Below are 17,228 nucleotides of genomic sequence, written 5' to 3'. Positions count from 1 at the left end.
CCGGCGCGGCGCTCACGCAAGGGCCTCCGCATGCTCGGCCGCCGCTGGCTCCAGCAGCGGCAGGTGCAGGCGCGCCAGCACGCCGCGCGGGCTGGCGGTCTCCAGTTCGAGGCGGGCGGCGTCGCCGAACATGGCTTGCAGGCGCGCGCGCGTGTTGGCCAGGCCGACGCCACTGCCGGCGCTGGCGCTGAAGCCATGGCCGTTGTCCTGGACTTCGATCACCAGGCGCTGTGCCTCGCCCGGTGGCTCGCTCCGTGCGGCGCGTATGCAGATCTCGCCGCCCTCGGGCAAGGGCCCCAGTCCATGCTTGATGGCGTTCTCCACCAGGGTGGCCAGCACCATGGGCGGCAGCACCGCGGGCTGCAGCGCCTCGGGCACCTCGATGCGAAAGCGCAGCCGCGGGCCCATGCGCATCTGCAGGATGCTGAGGTAGTTGCGCACCAGGGCCAGCTCCTCGCCCAGGCTGGACTGGCTGCGCCGCATGCTAGGCAGGGCCGAGCGCAGATAGGCGATCAAATGGCCCAGCATGTCGCGGCCACGCTCGGGTGTGGTCTCGTACAGGCGCTTCACGTTGGCCAGCGTGTTGAAGAGGAAATGCGGCTCGATCTGCGCATTCAGCGCCGAGACCTGGGCCTCGACCTGGCGTATCTGCAGGCGCTCGCTCTGTAGCCTGGCCTCGGCCAGCGCCTGGCGGCTGAGGCTGGCGCGCTGCGATTTCAGGAACAGCGCGTAGCCCAGCCCCCCCAGTGCGCTCCACAGCAGCAGCAGGCTGAAGAACCAACTCCATTCGAACTTGACGCGCGCCGGGTCCAGCCAGTGGGCCACGCGGTTGCGCAGCAGGACGCCCAGGGCTGCCCCCAGCAGCACCGCGCCGGCGCGCAGCAGGCGCTTGGCCAATTCCGTTTGCAGCGGCCATTGCACCAGCCAGGCCTCGGCACAGCCGATCAGCAGGAGCAGTACAAAGCCCGAGATCAGGGTCTGGCGCGTGTAGCTCAGCCAGCCCATCAGCCATTTGTCCAGCTCGCTGTAGCCGACATACCAGGTCAGCACGCGCGAGCCCGCGAACAGCAGGCACAGGCCCACCATGGCCGCCAGCACGCGCAGGTTGAAGACCGCGCGAAAGGCGGCAGCGGGGCTGTTGGGGAGGGAGGGCATGGCAGCGATTCTGCCGCCGCCAACCAGCCGGCGCGAGCGCCTTGCGACCGGCGCCGCCATGCGGCGACGAAACCTGGCCAGGGCATACTGGCCACAAGGAGTGAAATTCATGCGAATCGAGATTGCCCCGGGCGTGCGCCTGTTTGTCGATGTGCAAGGCCCCGGCCTGCTGCCCGACGGCGCGCTGATGCGCGAGCTGCCGACGCTGATCTGCATGCATGGCGGGCCCGGCTTTGACCATTCGGCCTTCAAGCCCGGCTTTGGCGCGCTCGCCGATGTGGCCCAGATCATCTATTACGACCACCGCGGCCATGGCCGCAGCGACCCGCGCCCGCGCAGCGAATGGACGCTGGACCACTGGGCCGACGACGTGGTGCGCTTGTCGGACGCGCTGGGCCTGGTCAAACCCATCGTGCTGGGCCAGAGCTTTGGCGGTTTTGTGGCCCAGCATTACCTGGCGCGCCACCCCGGCCATGCGTCCAGGGTGGTGCTCTCCAGCACCTCGCACCATATGGGTCTGGCGCGCAAGCTGGCGGTGTTCGAGCGCCTGGGCGGGCCGGTGGCACGCGAGCTGGCGCGCGCCTTCTGGAGCACACCCAATGCCGACACCTGGGCCGCCTACTGGACCGGCTGTCGCAAGCTCTACAACACCCGCGATCCCATCGACCCGGATGCCGGCGCGCGCGTGCTGCTCAACACCGACATCCTGCTGCACTTTGCGGCCGGCGAAATGCAGGGCCTGGACCTGCGGCCGGGGCTGGCGCGCGCGCAATGCCCGGTGCTGGTGATGGTGGGCGAGGACGATCCGGTCTGCCCGCTGGAGGACGCGCTGGAGATCGCCGCAGCCCTGCCGCCGCGGTGGATGCAGCTGGCGCGCTTCCCCGGCGTCGGCCACGGCGCCTGGCGCGACGATCCAGATGCGGCCTATGCGGTGCTGCGGCGCTTCTTGACGCAAGCCGGGCCCGAAGGCGCGCGCTAGACCGCCGCAGGCTTGCTGGTCTGAGCGCTCAGCGCCGCTTGCAGTCGGCGGTTGGCCGCGGCGAGTTCCATATTGGCACTGCGTATCTCGGCGTCGAGGCGGCCGTTCTCATCGGCCAGCTCCCTGAGCCGGAAGGCCTCGGCGATATGCTCGCGCAGCTCGTCATTGTCCCAGGGCTTGGTGAGGAATTTATAGACGGCGCCCTCGTTGACCGCACGCGTGACCGACTCCAGCTCGGTGTAGCCCGACAGGATGATCCGTATGGTGTTCGGGTAATGCTGCCTGGCGGCGCGCAGAAAATCGGTGCCCACCATGCCGGGCATGCGCTGGTCCGACACGATCACCCCGACCTCGTGCTGTGCCAGCAACTCGAGTCCCTGGAGCGCACTGGCGGCGGTCAGGATCCGGTAGCCATCGCGATGCAGCAGGCGTTTCAGCGCCGCCGTCACGCTGGGCTCGTCGTCCACCAGCAGCAGCGTGCGAACCGGGCGCTGCGCGCGCTGCAGGTGTTCGGGCAGGCGCAGCCCGTCGCGCATGAGCGCCGCGAGCTCGCCCGGCGGGAGTGCCGGGGAGAACAAATAGCCCTGAATCAGATCGCAGCATGTCTGACTCAGCAGACGGCACTGGGCTTCGGTCTCGACGCCCTCCGCGACGACCCGAATGCCCAGGGAATGCGCCATCGACACGATCGACCTGGCCAGCGCCTTGTCGCTCTGATCACAGGCCACGTCGCGGATGAAGGACCGATCGATCTTCACAGTGTCGAAGGGCAGGCGCTTGAGATAGGACAGCGAGGAGTAGCCGGTGCCGAAGTCGTCCATGGCGAGCGAAAAGCCCAGCTGCTTGAGCAGGTGCAGGGTGCGCTCGTTGGCGGCCATGTCGTGCAGCAGCACGGACTCGGTGATCTCCAGGGTCAATTGGGAGGGCAGGATGTCGAACTCCTGCAGACAGGCTTCGAAGCTCGATACCAGGTCGGGCTCGCGGAACTGGCGCGCCGACACATTGACGGCGACGTAGATCTCGCCCAGGCCGGCGTTCAGCCAGCCGCGCAGATCCCTGCAGGCGCGGCGCATCACCCACAGGCCAAGGGCAGCGATCAATCCACAGTCCTCGGCCACGCGGATGAAGCGATCCGGCGCCACCGCGCCCAGCTCGGCATGGGTCCAGCGCGCCAGCGCCTCGACGCCCACGACGCGGCCGTCGCGCAGATCGACGATGGGTTGATAGTGCAGGTCCAGGTCGCCCTGGCGCAGCGCGACGCGCAGCGCCGACTCGAGCTTCACCCGCTCAAGCGTGAGCGTGTTCATGTCCTGCGAGAAGAAGCGATAACCGCCGCGCGACAGCTCCTTGGCACGGTACAAGGCCATGTCGGCAAACTTGTAGAGGCTGTCCCTGTCCTTGGCGTCGTGCGGATAGAGCGCGACGCCTATGCTCAGCGAGGGCTGGAACTCCTGACCCTGCAGTTCCAGCGGCAGCGCCATGGCGCGCAGAATGCCCTCGCAGATAGTGTTGACGTTGGTTGGCTCGGTCAGATCGTTCAGCAGCACCACGAACTCGTCACCGCCATAGCGCGCCACCGTGTCGCCGTCGCGCAGCCGTGCATGCAGGCGTGCGGCCAGCGTCTGCAGCAAGAGGTCGCCGGTGCTGTGACCAAAGCTGTCGTTGACGAACTTGAAGCTGTCCACATCCAGGAACAGCACCGCCACCGCGCCGCCGTGGCGCTGCGCCCGCCGCAGCGCCTGGTCGAGGCGGTCGTCCAGCAGCGTGCGGTTGGGCAGGCCGGTGAGCGGATCATGCGTGGCCTGGTAGGCGAGCTGCTCCTCGTACATTCGTTTCTCGCTCACATCGGTCTGGATGCCGATGAAATGGGTCACCCGGCCCTGCTCATCGGGCACCGGCGAGATCAGGGCGTCGTTCCAGAACATGCCGCCGTCGCGCCGGTAGTTGCGCAGCACCACATGGGCCTCGCGCTGCTGGCTGAGCGCCTCGCGCAGGATGGTCAGTTCGGGCTGCTGTCGGTCCGCGCTCTGCAGAAATCGGCAGTTACGCCCCATCACCTCGGCGCGCTCGTAGCCGGTCATGCGGCAGAAGGCGTCGTTGACGAACACGATGGGCTGGTCCGGCGCGAGGGCGTCGGTGATGAGAATGCCCGAGCTGCTGGAGGCGAGGGCACGGCCGTACAGGTGCAGGGTTTGTTCCAGTTGCTTGCGCTGGCTGATGTCCTCGAACACCAGTTGCATATGGGTCATCTGCCCGGCCGCATCGACGATGGCCGAGGCGGTCAGGGCCAGCCATTGCGTGCCATCCCCCGGCAATTCCACACGGCGCTGGGCACGCAGCACCCGCTTTGGATCCTGCGCCAATTCGGCGAGCATGCCGTGGTACGGGGCCATGGCCCGCTGCAGCAAGGCACCGTGCGGCTCCGGCGGCGGCGGTATGCCCAGCAGGGCGCAGGCGCAGGCATTCACCAGGCAGATCTCGCCGTCCGGCCTGGTCTGGACGATGCCGACGGCGGCCTGATCGAAGGCGCTGCGCAAGCGTGCCTCGCTGTCGGCCAGGCGGCGCGCGGCCTGCAGTCGTTCGAGCTCGGTTTCGGCACGCAGCGAGAACACCTGCAACAAGCGTCCGGCCCGCTCGGGGTCGGGCAGCGGCGCGGTGCAAAACACCGCCAGCACGCCCAGGGGCTTGCCGTTGCGGTCGTGCAGCGGGATGCCGGCATAGCTCTCCAGGCCCATCTCGGCGAGCAGCAGATCGCGCGGAAACAGCGCCTGTATGCCCGCCGGATAGATGCACAGGCCCTTCTCGCGCACATTGTCGCAAGGGGTATCTGCCATCGCATAGCCGAAATTGGCGAGCACCTGGCCCTGGTGTACCAGGGCCAGGGTTTCGGCGCGCCGGCCATCGTGATCGGCGAAGCGTGCCACCATGGCAAAGGACAGGCCCAGCGTCGCCGCCAATTCGCTGCACAGCCCGGTCAGGAATTCCTCGCCGGTATTGAGCGAGGTGGCCTGGAACACATGGTTCACCTGCTCGGCCACTTCGCGGGCCTCCTCGACGGCCTTCTTGTCGGCGCCGAAGTAGGCGTCCAGGGCAATGCCGATGTCGAAGAAGATGATCTTCAAGATGGCGTTCAGCACCGTTGCAAAACGCGCCGCGTCGCCCTTGCATGCCCCCAGGAGCACCGGATGTAGCTCGGCCAGGTATTTGCGGTAGGCGCCCAGATACCAGTCGGGCGCCAGCCCGATGCGCTGGTGCACCAGGCCGACGCGCTGGCGCTCGCGCACATAGTCGGCGTCGTACCTGCCCTCGGTGAGCGAGGAGAAGTAGCGCGACTGCATCTTGCTCAGGTGATCCAGCCCCTTGGGCGGAATCAGCTTTCGCAAGGCTTCGAACTTGCAGAGGTGGGCGTAGAAGGTGTCGGCGAATTGCTGCTTGTGACCTTCCAGCTCTTCGTGCAATTCGGCCAGCAGCTGGGCATCCTGCGGTGTGAATTCGAGAAATTCCAGCCTGGCGAGCAGTCCTGCTGCTTCCTTGCTGCTTGATGCTGCCGTTTGATGCATGCGGAAAACCTCCCAGTTCAATCCGTCGACATCACCCACCGTGCGCCCAAGGCCAGTCGGCCGGCGAGAGCCGGGGCCAGGCGCGACAGCGTTCGCCCCTGCCGGATCAACCGGCGATCAAGGCCTTCAGCTCGCGCTCCAGCAGGCTGGCCTCGCCGAGGTTGACCTCGATGAGCCGGCGCAGATGGGTGATGCTCTCGATGTCGATGCTGCGGCATAGCAGGCCGGCATGATCGCCGTCCACATGGGCCACCTCGGCCGCCATGGTGATGCGGCTGTCCTCGCCGTCCAGCTCCACCTTCAGCAGGCAGGGAATGCCGGCGGCGATGGCGTCGGGGCGCGGCAGCTGCAGCAGCGCGCCCTTGAGCGAGATGTCGAGCAGCTTGACGGGCAGGCGGTCTTCGGTGGTGGTGAGCTGCGCCGGTGCATCGAATGCGACGCGGGCGAAGTGGCGGCGTTCCTGGTTCATCGCGGGCTCCTGAGCGTGATTGATGCTAGCACTCAGCGCGTGCTGCGGCGGGCATACAAGCTGCCCAGCAGCATCGCGCCGGACATGCCCCAGAACAGCGGCGCTACGCCCAGCGCCGCGCCAAGCGCGCCGAAGGCCAGCGGCATCACTGTCTGGCTGCTGTTGATGAGGGTGGTGCGCAGGCCCAGTGCCTCGGCGGCGCGACCGGCGGGCGCGGCCTGGTGCAGCAGGGTCAGCACCATGGGCTGCGGGGCGCCCAGGCCCAGGCCCAGCACAAAGGTCAGCAGCATCAGCATGCCCACGCTGTGGGTGAAGGGCATGGCCAGATAGGCCAGGCCGGCGGTCAGCAGCGAGGCGGCCAGCAGGGGCCAGGGCTGCAGGCGCTGGGCGATGAAGGGCATGGCCAGGCGCACCGCGAAGGTGGCGGCCGCGAAGGCACCCATCACGATGCCGATCTGCGAGGCCGTGAGGCCGATCTGCGAGCCGTAGACCGGGATCGCGAAGTTGTAGATGTCCCAGGCGACCGTGAGTATGGCCATGGCGATGAAGAGCCGGCGCAGCGGCGCATCGCGCAGCAGCTCGAACACATGGCCGGCGCGCTGGGCCTGCGGACTCTGGTGGCGCTGGTGGGCAGGCAGCAGGCCGGCGGCCAGCGCCGTCACCGGCAGCACCGTGAACAGCGCCAGGATCAGGAAGGCGGCGCGGTAGCCCAGCGCGTCGATCGACAGGCCGGTGAGCATGGGCGCCACAAAGGTCGAGGTGGAGAAGCCCAGCGCCACATAGCTGAAGTTCACCGGCCGCTCCTCGGGCAGGCTCATCTCGCCCACGGCGTGATAGGTCGCCACATTGATCAGCATGAAGGACAGGCCCACCACCACCGCCGTCAGGTAGAGCGTGGCCAGGCCCGGCAGCGCGAAGCCCAGCAGGGTGCCCAGGCCGACACCCATGGAGCCCAGCAGCATGGGACGGTTCGGGCCGTCGCGGTCGATCCAGCGCCCCACGCGCACCGACAGCAGGGCCGGCAGCAGGGCGTAGGTGGCCATCAGGCTGCCGACGACCAGCGGCGTGGCGCCCAGCTTGATGCCGAACAGCGCCACGGCGATGCGGCTGCCGCTGAAGGCCACATGGTTGAGCACCAGCAGGATGACGATGAGGGGGAGCGGCCGCACAGCGCTAGATGGTGACCTCGGCCCAGATCGTGCTGAGCTCGATGGCCCGGCGCAAGCGCTCGGGCGCCACCGTCTCCAGCCCCATCGACTCGAGCAGATACCAGCAGGCGCGCAGCAGCGCCGCGGTGGCCTGTCGGGCGGCGTCCTCGGGCAGTTCGCCCATGCGCCCGGCGCGTGCCAGGGTCTGCTGTTGCTGGCGCATCTGCGAATGCGGGGCCGGCAGGGCGGCCGGCATATGCGCACGCGCGATGCTGGCCAGCAGGTCCTGCACGCCGCTGCCATGGGTGTCGTCGTTCACCAGCCGGGCCAGGTCGCCCAGCAGGGTCTCGCCGGCGGTGGCCAGCAGCCGCGCGGCATGTTCGCTGCCGCCGGCCAGGAAATGGCCGGCCGCCAGGTCGACATATTCCAGCGCCAGGGCGAGCCTGGACAGGTCCTGCATCATGGTCGGAAGCTTCCTCTCTCGGCTATCCCCTCCCAGGGACTGGGCAGTCTAGGCGCAGCGGTGCTGGCATGAACATGAACAATGTCACGCCATGCTGGCTATGCTTGCCCCCAAGAAGGGGGGGGTGGTTTTTGCTTACAAACGGGCAGCCGCCCGACGCGCCTGCCGACCGCCCTGGCTTAGGCTGTCAATCGAAAGGATCCAAGCATGAAGCAAGACATCGACACGAGCCTGCGCGCGCGCCGCGCCATGCTCAGGCAAATGGGCGGCGGCGCCACCCTGCTGGGCCTGGGCGGCCTGGCCCTGCCCAGCCTGGCGCTTGACACCGCGCCCAAGCAGGACAACACCTATGACGAGGACTCCATTCTTCACGCCGCCACCGAGTTTTTCGGCAGCACCACCGAGGGCCTGGCCAAGGTGATCGAGAAGGCCTTCAAGGAGCAGGGGCGGCCGAATGGCTATATCAAGGGCGAGGAAGCCTCCGCGGCGCTGACCGTGGGGGTGCGCTACGGCGATGGCGTGCTGCAGCTGAAGGGCGGCGGCAGCGCGCGCGTCTACTGGGCCGGGCCCTCGATCGGCTTCGACGCCGGCGCGAATGCCTCCAAGGTCTTCACCCTGGTCTACAAGCTGCCCAGCATCGCGGCGATCTACCAGCGCTTCCCGGGTGTGGACGGCAGCCTTTACTACATCGGCGGCGCCGGTATCAACTACCAGCGCAGCAAGGGCATCACGCTGGCGCCGATACGCCTGGGCGTGGGCCTGCGCGCGGGCGCCAGCGTCGGCTATGTGCATTACCGGCGCGAGAAGTCCTACAACCCCTTCTGAACACGCTCGTTCAGCCGGCGCGCAGGCAGTTGCCGCCGGCCCGGCTGGCGGCCTGTAGCGCCGTTTCGGCGCGCGCCAGCAGCTTGCCCACATCGTCCCCGGCACCACGCCAGGCCGTCAGGCCCAGGCTCAAGCTGAGCTGGCTCTGTTGTGCCCAGGCGGCACGCACGCGCTCGCAGACCCGGCGCGCGATGGGCAGGTCCACATCGACCAGCAGCAACAGCCGCGCCTCCTGCCCATGGCCGGCCACCAGGTCGCGCTGGCGGCATTGGCCGCGCAGGAGATCGGTAAGGTCCTGTTGCGCCGCGGCGTCCGCCGGGCCGTCCAGGCTCAGGCTCAGTAGGCACAGCGATTGCCCCTGGCTGCGCGCCAGCGCCAGCAGTTCGGGCAGGCGTTGCTCCAGCTCGGCGCGCGTGAGCGCGGCAGATCCTGCGGCCGCGGCCTGCAGGCTGAAGCGGTGGAAAAGCTTGTAATGGGCCAGCGCCGCGGCGAGATCGCCGCTGGCCTCATGCAGGGCACTCAGGCGCTCGTGCAGGGCCGCATTGGCCGGCGCGTCGCGCAGGGCGCGCTGCAGCGCGGCCAGTTCCTCCTCAGGCTGGGCGGGGGCTGGCATGCTCGCAGCATAGCGCGCCACGGCGCATAGCCGGCGCCCTCGCGCGGCGCAAGCAGGGTAAGTCCCGGCCGGGCGGTAAATCTTGTTGCAGTCAGGCAGCGCAGCATGCCGCGCGCGAGTGGGCACTCACCAGTGCGAACGCCGGTGTGGGCCGAGCCGGCTTGCAGTGACCAGGGTCAAAACCGCGGCGCTAAGATGCCGGCAAGATCACGAATCTGTTCATACATACAGGTATTTGGAGCCCCCGCATGACACCGCCCACCCCAGCCCACACCGACACGCCCGCCTCCGCCCCGCGCATCGCCCTGGCCCCCGCCTCGGCCCTGCCGGCGCAGGACATCAGTGCCGAAGTGCTGCTGGAAAAATACGCCAAGGGCGATGAACAGACCCTGGACGAGCTGCGCCAGCGCGTCGCGCGCGCGCTCGCCGAGGCCGAGGCGCCCGAGGCCCGGGCCCATTGGGAGGCCCGCTTCCTGGACGCGCAGCGCCGCGGCTTCGTGCCCGCCGGCCGCATCAATTCGGCCGCCGGCACCGAGCTCACCGCCACCCTGATCAACTGCTTTGTGCAGCCGGTGGGCGACTCGATCGCCTCCGTCGATGACGGCCATCCCGGCATCTATACCGCGCTCACCGAGGCCGCCGAGACGATGCGCCGCGGCGGCGGCGTGGGCTACGACTTCTCGCGCATCCGCCCGCGCGGCGCCTGGGTCGGCTCCACCCAGAGCAGCGCCTCGGGCCCGGTCAGCTATATGCGCGTGTTCGACCGCAGCTGCGAAACGGTGGAGTCCGCCGGCAGCCGGCGCGGCGCCCAGATGGGTGTGCTGCGCTGCGACCACCCGGACATCGAGGAGTTCATCCACGCCAAGGACCATGGCGACCTGAAGAACTTCAATGTCTCGGTGGGCGTGACCGATGCCTTCATGCAGGCCATCGAGGCCGACGCCGAGGTGGAGCTCACGCACAAGGCCGAGCCCGGCGCCAAGCAGCGCGCCGCCGGCGCCTACCAGCGCGGCGACGGCCTGTGGGTCTACCGCAAGCTCAAGGCCCGCTCGCTGTGGGACCAGGTGATGCGCAGCACCTACGACCATGCCGAACCCGGCGTGCTGTTCCTGGACCGCATCAACGCCGACAACAATCTGCATTACTGCGAGTCGATCGCCGCCACCAACCCTTGCGCCGAGCAACCCCTGCCGCCCTATGGCTGCTGCTGCCTGGGCTCGGTGAACCTGACGATTTTTGTGCGCGACCCCTTCGGCCCGAACGCCAGCTTCGATGAGGAGGGCTTTGCCGAGGTCTGCAAGGTCGCCACCCGCATGCTCGACAACGTGCTTGACGTGACGCCCTGGCCGCTGCCCGCGCAGCAGCAGGAGGCGCGCAACAAGCGCCGCGTCGGCCTGGGCTTCACCGGCCTGGGCGACACCCTGGTGATGCTGAACCAGCGCTACGACAGCGAGGCCGCGCGCGATGTGGCGCGCCGCATCAGCGAGCTGATGCGCAATGCCGCCTACGAGGCCAGCGCCGACTTGGCAGTGGAGCGCGGCGCCTTCCCGCTCTTCAACGCCGACCTCTACCTCTCGGGCGGCAACTTCGCCTCGCGCCTGCCGCAAGGCCTGAAGGACAAGATCCGCGCCCAGGGCCTGCGCAACTCGCACCTGCTCTCGATCGCGCCCACCGGCACCATCAGCCTGGCCTTCGCCGACAACGCCAGCAACGGCATCGAGCCCGCCTTCAGCTGGAGCTACACGCGCAAGAAGCGCATGCCCGACGGTTCCTTCAAGGAATATGCGGTGGAGGACCATGCCTGGCGCCTGTACCGCCATATGTTCGGCAGCGATGCGCCCTTGTCCGATGCCTTCGTGACCGCGCTGGAGCTGTCGGCCTCGGACCATGCCTTGATGGTGGCGGCGGTGGCGCCGTTTGTCGACACCGCGATCTCCAAGACGGTGAATGTGCCGGCCGACTATCCCTACGCCGACTTCCAGGATCTCTACAACCAGGCCTGGAAGGCCGGGCTCAAGGGCCTGGCCACCTACCGGCCCAATAGCGTGCTGGGCTCGGTGCTGAGCGTCGAGCCGGCCGCATCGCCGGAACCGCTGCAGCCCGTCGTCACCGACGGCACCAACCAGCGCCTGCGCGTCGAGCGCCTGCCCACCGCGGTGCTGGCCTCGCTGCGCTGGCCCAGCCGGCCCGAGCTGCCCGGCGGCAATCCGGCCTGGAGCTACATGATCCGCCACCCGCATGGCGACTTCGCGCTCTTCGTCGGCGAGCTGCCGGCCGAGGGCCCGGACGCCGGCCTGTTCGGCAAGAACCTGCCCTTCGAGGTGTGGGTGAACGGCGCCGAGCAGCCGCGCGGCCTGGCGGCCGTGGCCAAGACGCTCTCGATGGACCTGCGCACCAATGACGCGGCCTGGCTGCGCCTCAAGCTCGACGCCCTGGCCACCGTGGCCGAGGAGCGCGCCTTTGAGATGCCGATGCCGCCGAACGGCGAAGCGCGCCTCTTCCCCGGCGTGGTCTCGGCCACCGCCGCGGTGATCCGCTCGCGCTGCGAGCAGCTTGGCGCGCTGCAGGAGGGCGGCCCCACCCCGGTGCTGGACGCGATGTTCAGCCGCGAGGAGCCGCGCACCAGCACCATGGGCACGCTGGCCTGGGCGGTGGACGTGGACAACCCCGCCACCAACGAGCAGTTCACCCTTACGCTCAAGGAGGTGAGCCTGCCCACGCCTGACTCCACAGGTAGGGGCGGCCACATCACGCGCCCCTGCGCGATGGGCTTCTCGGGCAACTATCCCAAGGCGCTGGACGGCATGGCGCGCCTGCTGTCGCTGGACATGCGCGTGATGGACCCGGCCTGGATAGGCATGAAGCTGCGCAAGCTGCTCAATGTGGGCGAGCCCCTGGGCCATTTCATGGCGCCCGTGCCTACCCTCTCGGGTGAGCGTCGCCAGCAGATCTGGCCCTCCACCGTGGCCTATGTGGCGCGCCTCATCATTCACCGTTATGCCATGCTGGGCGTGCTGGACGAGCAGGGCATGCCGCTGGTGGAGATGGGCCTCTTGCAAGCGCCCGTGGGCAAGTCGGTGTCGAGCAGCACCAGCCTGCAGGTGCAGGCCGGCAAGCCCTGCCCGGAATGCGGCAATGCCACCATGATCCACAAGGACGGCTGCGACTTCTGCACCGCTTGTGGGTATGTGGGGCAGTGTGGGTGAGGCGATGAGCTGACCTCGCGCCCGCCTACATCTCCTTGAACATCGGCAGATAGCTGCGGCTCACCGGCAAGCGCTCGCTGCGGCCCTTGAGCTCGATCTCGGCGGTCTCGTTGTCGCCGCGGGTGACACGCCGGATCGAGCGCAGATTCACCACCACCGAGCGGTGCACCTGGCTGAAGTGCGCGGGGTCGAGCTGCGCCAGCAGGTCCTTCAAGGGCATGCGTATCAGCGCCTCGGCCGCATGGCCTTCGTCGCGGTAGGCCACCAGGGTGTACTTGGTGTCGCTCTTCAGATAGTCGATATCGTCCACCGGAATCATGCGCAGCGAGGCGCCCACCGAGGCGCGCACCCAGCGCAGCGGCTCGGGCTGGTCGAGCTTGAGGCGCGCGGCCAGCTGGCTCAGCAGCGCCTCGCTGTGCACCGCCGGCTGGGCCTGCGAGAGCCGCGCCTTCAGGCGCTCGACGGTTTCGGCCAGTCGGGCCGGCGTCACCGGTTTGACCAGATAGTCCAGCACGCCCTGCTCGAAGGCTTCCAGCGCGTATTGATCGAAGGCGGTGACGAACACCAGGTGGGCGCGCTTGCCGATATGGCGCGCCACCTCCACGCCGCTCAGACCCGGCATGTGCACGTCCAGAAAGCAGATCGTCGGCTGCTGCTGCTCGAACAGCTCGATGGCCTGGCGGCCATTGCGCGCCTGCGCAACGATCTGCAGCTCGGGCCAGGCGGCGGCCAGGCGTGCTTCGAGGATCTCGCGCAGCAGGGGCTCGTCGTCGGCGATCAGGGCGGTGGCTTGGTTCATGTCGTCACTGCAAATTCAATGGTTGCTTGCACGCCATGCGGCGCCACCTCGCTCAGCTCCAGGCTGGCGCTGCCGCCATAGGCCCAGAGCAGGCGTTCGCGCAGCGCCGCCAGGCCGGTGCCCAGGCCGCCGCCCGTGGCCTGCAGGCCCACGCCGGTGTCCAGCACGCGCAGGCGGCAGCGCCCGCTCGCCAGCAGTTCGGCATGCACGTCGATGCGGCCACCCTCTTCGCTGGGGTCTATGCCATGCTGCACGGCATTCTCCACCAGGGTCAGCAGGGTCATGGGCGGGCAGGGCAGCAGGTGCACGCCGGCGCCGATATGCAGATCAAAGGCCATGCGGTCGGGCATGCGCATCTGCATCAGCTCCAGATAGGCGCGCACCAGCTCCAGCTCCTGGCCCAGGGTGTTGGCCGAGCCGTCCAGGCGCGGCACGGCGGCGCGCAGGTAATCCGTCAGGCTCTGCAGCAGCTTGGGCGCGCGTGGCGAGCCGGCCTCCACCAGGGCCTGCACATTGGCCAGGGTGTTGAACAAAAAGTGCGGCTGGGCCTGAGCGCTGAGCAGGCGCATGCGCGCGTCCAGCGCCTGGCGCGCCATCTCGCTGCGCTCCAGCTCGAAGTCTATGGCCTGCTTTTCCACCTTGGCCTCGCGCTGGCGCAGCAGGGCCGTCAGCGCCGTCCAGGGCGCCACCAGCATGCCCAGGAAGGTGAAGGTCATGAAGCCCTCCAGGCGCTTGGGTTCGTGCCAGAACATGGGCGCGCCCGGCGCGGTGCTCAAGAGATAGGCCATGAACAGGGCGACAGGCACCGTCACCCCCACCGCCGCCACCTGCAGGGCCCAACGTGCCAGCCATTTTGGCAGCCGGCGCGGCCATTGCTCGAACAGGCCGAAGGCCAGCAGCAAGGCGAGGCCGACACCGAACATCCTTGTCACCAGCACCCATAGGCCTGCTTGCCAGCCAAAGCTGAAGAGCAGCACGAAGAGCGCGCAGATGATGGCGACGGTGCGCAGGCGGCGCCACGCGAACAGGCCTCGCCATCCGGGCGAGCGCGTGGGCAGGGGGGAGGGTGGATGCATCACGGCAGAATACCTTTGCGTGCGTGGAGCGAGGGTGAGCGGGCGCCTGAGTGAGTTCTGGCGTCGGGCCTCAGCGCTGCCTTTTCAGGGCGACATGCGCTGAGTACCGGCCTTGATGACGTGGGACAGGGCGATTGTTTGGACATGCCGGCGCGAGCGCAGCGGCTCTCGGATGGCCCACGCCCCGCGGGTTTCCGGGCACGCCCTGGCGGGACGAATGGCCCGGCGTGGCCGGTCGTGGCCGGGCGTCGTTCGTCCTGACGCCGGCGTCGCCGATCCGGCGGCTGCCTCGCCAGGCAGGCGATGCGGGCACATTAGCGGCACCCACCCGATCAGATCACCTGCTTTGCCATGAGAAGAACTGTTCTTCGTTTCCTGATGTTTGGCCTCTTCGGCCTGCTGGCTCTGCTGGCCTTGCTGGCCGCCTTGTTCGGCTACTTCCTCTACACGCCCGATCCGGTGTTGCCGCAACTCTCTGGCACGCTGAGCAAGGGCTCCATCGAGGTGGACGGCCTGACGCGCCAATACCGCGTCTACGCCCCCAAGGACTTGCCCAAGGGCGCGCCCCTGCTGCTGGTGCTGCACGGCTCGGGCGAAGGCCCGCAGCAGATACGCATCGGCACAGGCTACGGCTTCGAGCGCCTGGCCGACGCGCATGGCTTTGCCGTCGCCTACCCCAAGTCCTATGCCTTTGACTGGAACGACTGCAGCGTGATCGGCAGCACCCAGCTGAATGGGCTGCGCGCCGACGATGCGGGCTTTCTGTCCGCGCTGGTGGACAAGCTGGTGGCCGAGCACGGGCTCGATCCGGCGCGGGTGTTTGCCGCCGGCGTGTCCAACGGCGGCTCCATGGCCATGCGCCTGGCGCTGGAGCAGCCCGGCCGCTACCGCGCGGTGGCGGCGGTGGCGGCCAATGTGCCGGCGCCGCAGAACTTCCAGTGCAAGCCCTCGGCCCAGCAGGGCAGCTCGGTGATGATCATGAATGGCACGAAGGATCCGCTGGTGCCCTATGCCGGCGGCGAGATCAGCCTGCTGGGCCTGTTCTACAAGGGCGGGCCGGTCATTTCCTCGCGCGCCTCGGCCGAGTATTTCACCGCCTGGAATCGGCTCAGCGCCACGCCTCAGACCCACCGCGCGGAGCTGGCCGGGGGCTTTGGCCTCGAGCACCAGCGCTGGCGCCATGAGGGGGGCCGCAAGGAGGTCGAGCTGGTGACCATCCACGGCGGTGGCCATGGCCTGCCGCAGCCCTACTCGCAGCGCCCGCGACTCCTGGGCCCCTCACCGATGGAGCCCGACGGGCCCAACATGATCTGGAATTTCTTTGCAAGGCAAGTGCCATGACCGTGCTCTACATCGGCCCCGAAAGTTCTCCCCTGGTGCATGCGGCCGCCGCCGCGCTGCTCTACCTGCATATCGGCGCGGGCAGCGTCGGCATTGCCTCGGGCTCGGCCGCCTTTGTGCTGCGCAAGGGCACGCCGCTGCACCGCCTGGTCGGCAAGGTGTTTGTCGCGGCCATGCTCATCATGTCGGGCATAGGCGCCACGGTGGCGCCCTTCTTGCCCACGCCCGAGCGTGCCTCGGTGATCGCCGGGCTGCTGACCTTCTACCTGGTGCTGAGCTCCTGGATGGCCGCGCGGCGCAAGCCCGGCCGGCTGGGGCGGGCCGAGCTGGGCATGCTGCCGGCCTCGCTGGGCCTGACCGCCGCCAGTGCCTACCTCTTCTGGCTGGCCTCCCACAGCCCGGGCGGCAAGCTGGACGGCCAGCCGGGCGAGGCCTTCGTGATGTTCATCATCATCGGCGGCCTGGCCGCGCTGGGCGACCTGCGCATGCTTGTCAAGGGCGGCGTGAGCGGCGCCACCCGCCTGGCCCGGCATCTCTGGCGCATGACGGTCGCCCTCTTCATCGCGGCCAATTCGCTCTTCCTGGGCCAGCCCCAGGTGTTTCCCAAGGCCGTGCAGAAGTCCGGCCTGCTGTTTGTGCCGGCGCTGCTGATCCTCGGCCTGCTGCTGTACTGGCTGTGCCATGTGGGCCATGGCGCCTACCGTCGTCGCTACGCGTCTCAGTCCTCGAATTGAAGGTCGAGGTCGCCATGCGCATAGATCACCACGCCGGTATCGGTCTCGGTGATGCGGTGACCGCTGCCGGCGGGGGCTAGCTGGTAGTCGCCGGCCTGCAGCAGCATGTCGTCGAGGAAGAGCTCGCCCTGCAGCATCAGGCATTCCTCGTCGTGGCCATGGCGGTGCTGCGGCACCTGGGCGCCGGGCTGGGCGCGGTAGAGCAGGGCGGCCTGGCCCTCGCGTTGCCAGAGCACGCGGCGCTGGATGCCGGGTGCGTAGTCGGGCCATGCGGCGGCCTGGTCATGCACGGTGAAGGGCTGTTCGCCGGGCTGCGCCGGCAGGGTGCTTTCGCGCAGAAAGAGCAGGGCGCCGTCCTCGCTGTGCAGCGCCAGGCTGGGCGTGCCGGCGGGCTGGACATGGTAGTCGTGCGGCGCCAGGCGGAGCTGCTCGCCCAGCATCAGCGTGCCGCTCAGCAGCAGCCATTCGCGATGCAGATGGGCATGCGCCAGGGCCGGCAGGCGGGCACCCGCGGCCAGCTCCAGCAGGCAGGCATGCAGGGGTTCGCCGGGGCGCGCCGGCTGCGCGGTGTTGGCGCGGTAGAGGCTGCGCAGCTGCACGCCGGGTGCGAGCGTCTGCGCGGGCAGGCGCAGGCGCCGCGCCGTCACCATGGGCCGGCTGGCGGCCTGCGATGCGGCCAGGCGGCCGAGCAGGCGGCCGCGCACGGCCGCCAGCGCCGGGCTCGCGCTGCCGGGCTGCGCCGGCCAGCTATTGGCCAGCGGTTCGCTGAGCAGCGCGGCGAATTCCTGTTCGGTGGTTTCTGGGCCTGGGGCCGCCGCGAGCGGGCTGGATGCGGGCTTGGGGGTGCTCTTCATATGCTG

Annotated in this window: 14 protein-coding genes; 5 read left to right on the top strand and 9 right to left on the bottom strand. The window is 68.8% G+C overall.

The features are described 5' to 3' along the window. Positions 1-12: 12 nt before the first annotated feature. Positions 13-1,155, bottom strand: a complete 1,143-nt coding sequence (locus WG898_RS08995) for a sensor histidine kinase (RefSeq protein WP_339602436.1) — start codon at positions 1,153-1,155, stop codon at positions 13-15. A gap of 109 nt (positions 1,156-1,264) precedes the next feature. Between WG898_RS08995 and WG898_RS08990 the strand changes: the two genes are divergently transcribed. After that, entirely contained in the window at positions 1,265-2,134 is an 870-nt protein-coding gene (locus WG898_RS08990; protein ID WP_339602435.1) for an alpha/beta fold hydrolase, read from the top strand. Here the strand turns inward: WG898_RS08990 and WG898_RS08985 are convergent. The 4 genes from WG898_RS08985 to WG898_RS08970 all read right to left on the bottom strand — a co-directional run bounded on the left by WG898_RS08985 (position 2,131) and on the right by WG898_RS08970 (position 7,774). Then, positions 2,131-5,694, bottom strand: a complete 3,564-nt coding sequence (locus tag WG898_RS08985) for an EAL domain-containing protein (protein WP_339602434.1) — start codon at positions 5,692-5,694, stop codon at positions 2,131-2,133. The two genes, WG898_RS08990 and WG898_RS08985, sit on opposite strands and share 4 nt — an antisense overlap. Before the next feature lie 106 nt (positions 5,695-5,800). After that, on the bottom strand, positions 5,801-6,163 hold the full coding sequence (locus WG898_RS08980; RefSeq protein ID WP_339602433.1) for a PilZ domain-containing protein: 363 nt from the start codon (positions 6,161-6,163) through the stop codon (positions 5,801-5,803). A gap of 32 nt (positions 6,164-6,195) precedes the next feature. Then, entirely contained in the window at positions 6,196-7,332 is a 1,137-nt protein-coding gene (locus tag WG898_RS08975) for an MFS transporter (protein ID WP_339602432.1), read from the bottom strand. Positions 7,333-7,336: 4 nt separating this feature from the next. Beyond that, a complete protein-coding gene (locus WG898_RS08970) occupies positions 7,337-7,774 on the bottom strand; it encodes a hypothetical protein (RefSeq protein ID WP_339602431.1) in 438 nt (145 codons plus the stop codon). 207 nt (positions 7,775-7,981) lie between these two features. Between WG898_RS08970 and WG898_RS08965 the strand changes: the two genes are divergently transcribed. Then, a complete protein-coding gene (locus WG898_RS08965; RefSeq protein ID WP_339602430.1) occupies positions 7,982-8,599 on the top strand; it encodes a DUF1134 domain-containing protein in 618 nt (205 codons plus the stop codon). 10 nt (positions 8,600-8,609) lie between these two features. Here the strand turns inward: WG898_RS08965 and WG898_RS08960 are convergent, their stop codons facing one another. Continuing rightward, the gene (locus WG898_RS08960) at positions 8,610-9,212 is read right to left on the bottom strand and encodes a diguanylate cyclase domain-containing protein (protein ID WP_339602429.1); all 603 of its coding nucleotides are present in this window, start codon (positions 9,210-9,212) and stop codon (positions 8,610-8,612) included. Between the two features lie 248 nt (positions 9,213-9,460). Between WG898_RS08960 and WG898_RS08955 the strand changes: the two genes are divergently transcribed. Next, complete coding sequence (locus tag WG898_RS08955) at positions 9,461-12,418, top strand: adenosylcobalamin-dependent ribonucleoside-diphosphate reductase (RefSeq protein ID WP_444718926.1); 2,958 nt, start codon at positions 9,461-9,463, stop codon at positions 12,416-12,418. Between the two features lie 25 nt (positions 12,419-12,443). Here WG898_RS08955 and WG898_RS08950 read toward each other — a convergent pair whose 3' ends face one another. Further along, positions 12,444-13,217, bottom strand: coding sequence for a LytR/AlgR family response regulator transcription factor (locus WG898_RS08950; RefSeq protein WP_339602428.1), 774 nt, complete (start codon positions 13,215-13,217; stop codon positions 12,444-12,446). Then, positions 13,214-14,293: a sensor histidine kinase gene (locus WG898_RS08945; RefSeq protein ID WP_339602427.1), complete on the bottom strand. Its 1,080-nt coding sequence runs from the start codon at positions 14,291-14,293 to the stop codon at positions 13,214-13,216. The genes WG898_RS08950 and WG898_RS08945 overlap by 4 nt, the downstream gene beginning before the upstream one ends. Before the next feature lie 378 nt (positions 14,294-14,671). On the opposite strand from WG898_RS08945, the gene WG898_RS08940 reads away from it, so the two are divergent. Both WG898_RS08940 and WG898_RS08935 read left to right on the top strand, forming a co-directional pair. Continuing rightward, a complete protein-coding gene (locus WG898_RS08940; protein ID WP_339602426.1) occupies positions 14,672-15,634 on the top strand; it encodes an extracellular catalytic domain type 1 short-chain-length polyhydroxyalkanoate depolymerase in 963 nt (320 codons plus the stop codon). Then, positions 15,631-16,368 carry a DUF2306 domain-containing protein gene (locus tag WG898_RS08935; protein ID WP_339602425.1) on the top strand — a complete coding sequence of 246 codons (738 nt, stop codon included), beginning with the start codon at positions 15,631-15,633 and terminating at the stop codon, positions 16,366-16,368. The genes WG898_RS08940 and WG898_RS08935 overlap by 4 nt, the downstream gene beginning before the upstream one ends. Here the strand turns inward: WG898_RS08935 and WG898_RS08930 are convergent. Further along, positions 16,353-17,222 carry a cupin domain-containing protein gene (locus WG898_RS08930; RefSeq protein WP_339602424.1) on the bottom strand — a complete coding sequence of 290 codons (870 nt, stop codon included), beginning with the start codon at positions 17,220-17,222 and terminating at the stop codon, positions 16,353-16,355. The two genes, WG898_RS08935 and WG898_RS08930, sit on opposite strands and share 16 nt — an antisense overlap. Positions 17,223-17,228 lie beyond the last annotated feature (6 nt).

It is taken from the genome of Paucibacter soli (genome assembly GCF_037482845.1).
Classification (GTDB): domain Bacteria; phylum Pseudomonadota; class Gammaproteobacteria; order Burkholderiales; family Burkholderiaceae_C; genus Paucibacter_B; species Paucibacter_B soli.
Note: the sequence above shows the minus strand (reverse complement) of the source record. Positions and strands in the feature narration are given on the sequence as shown.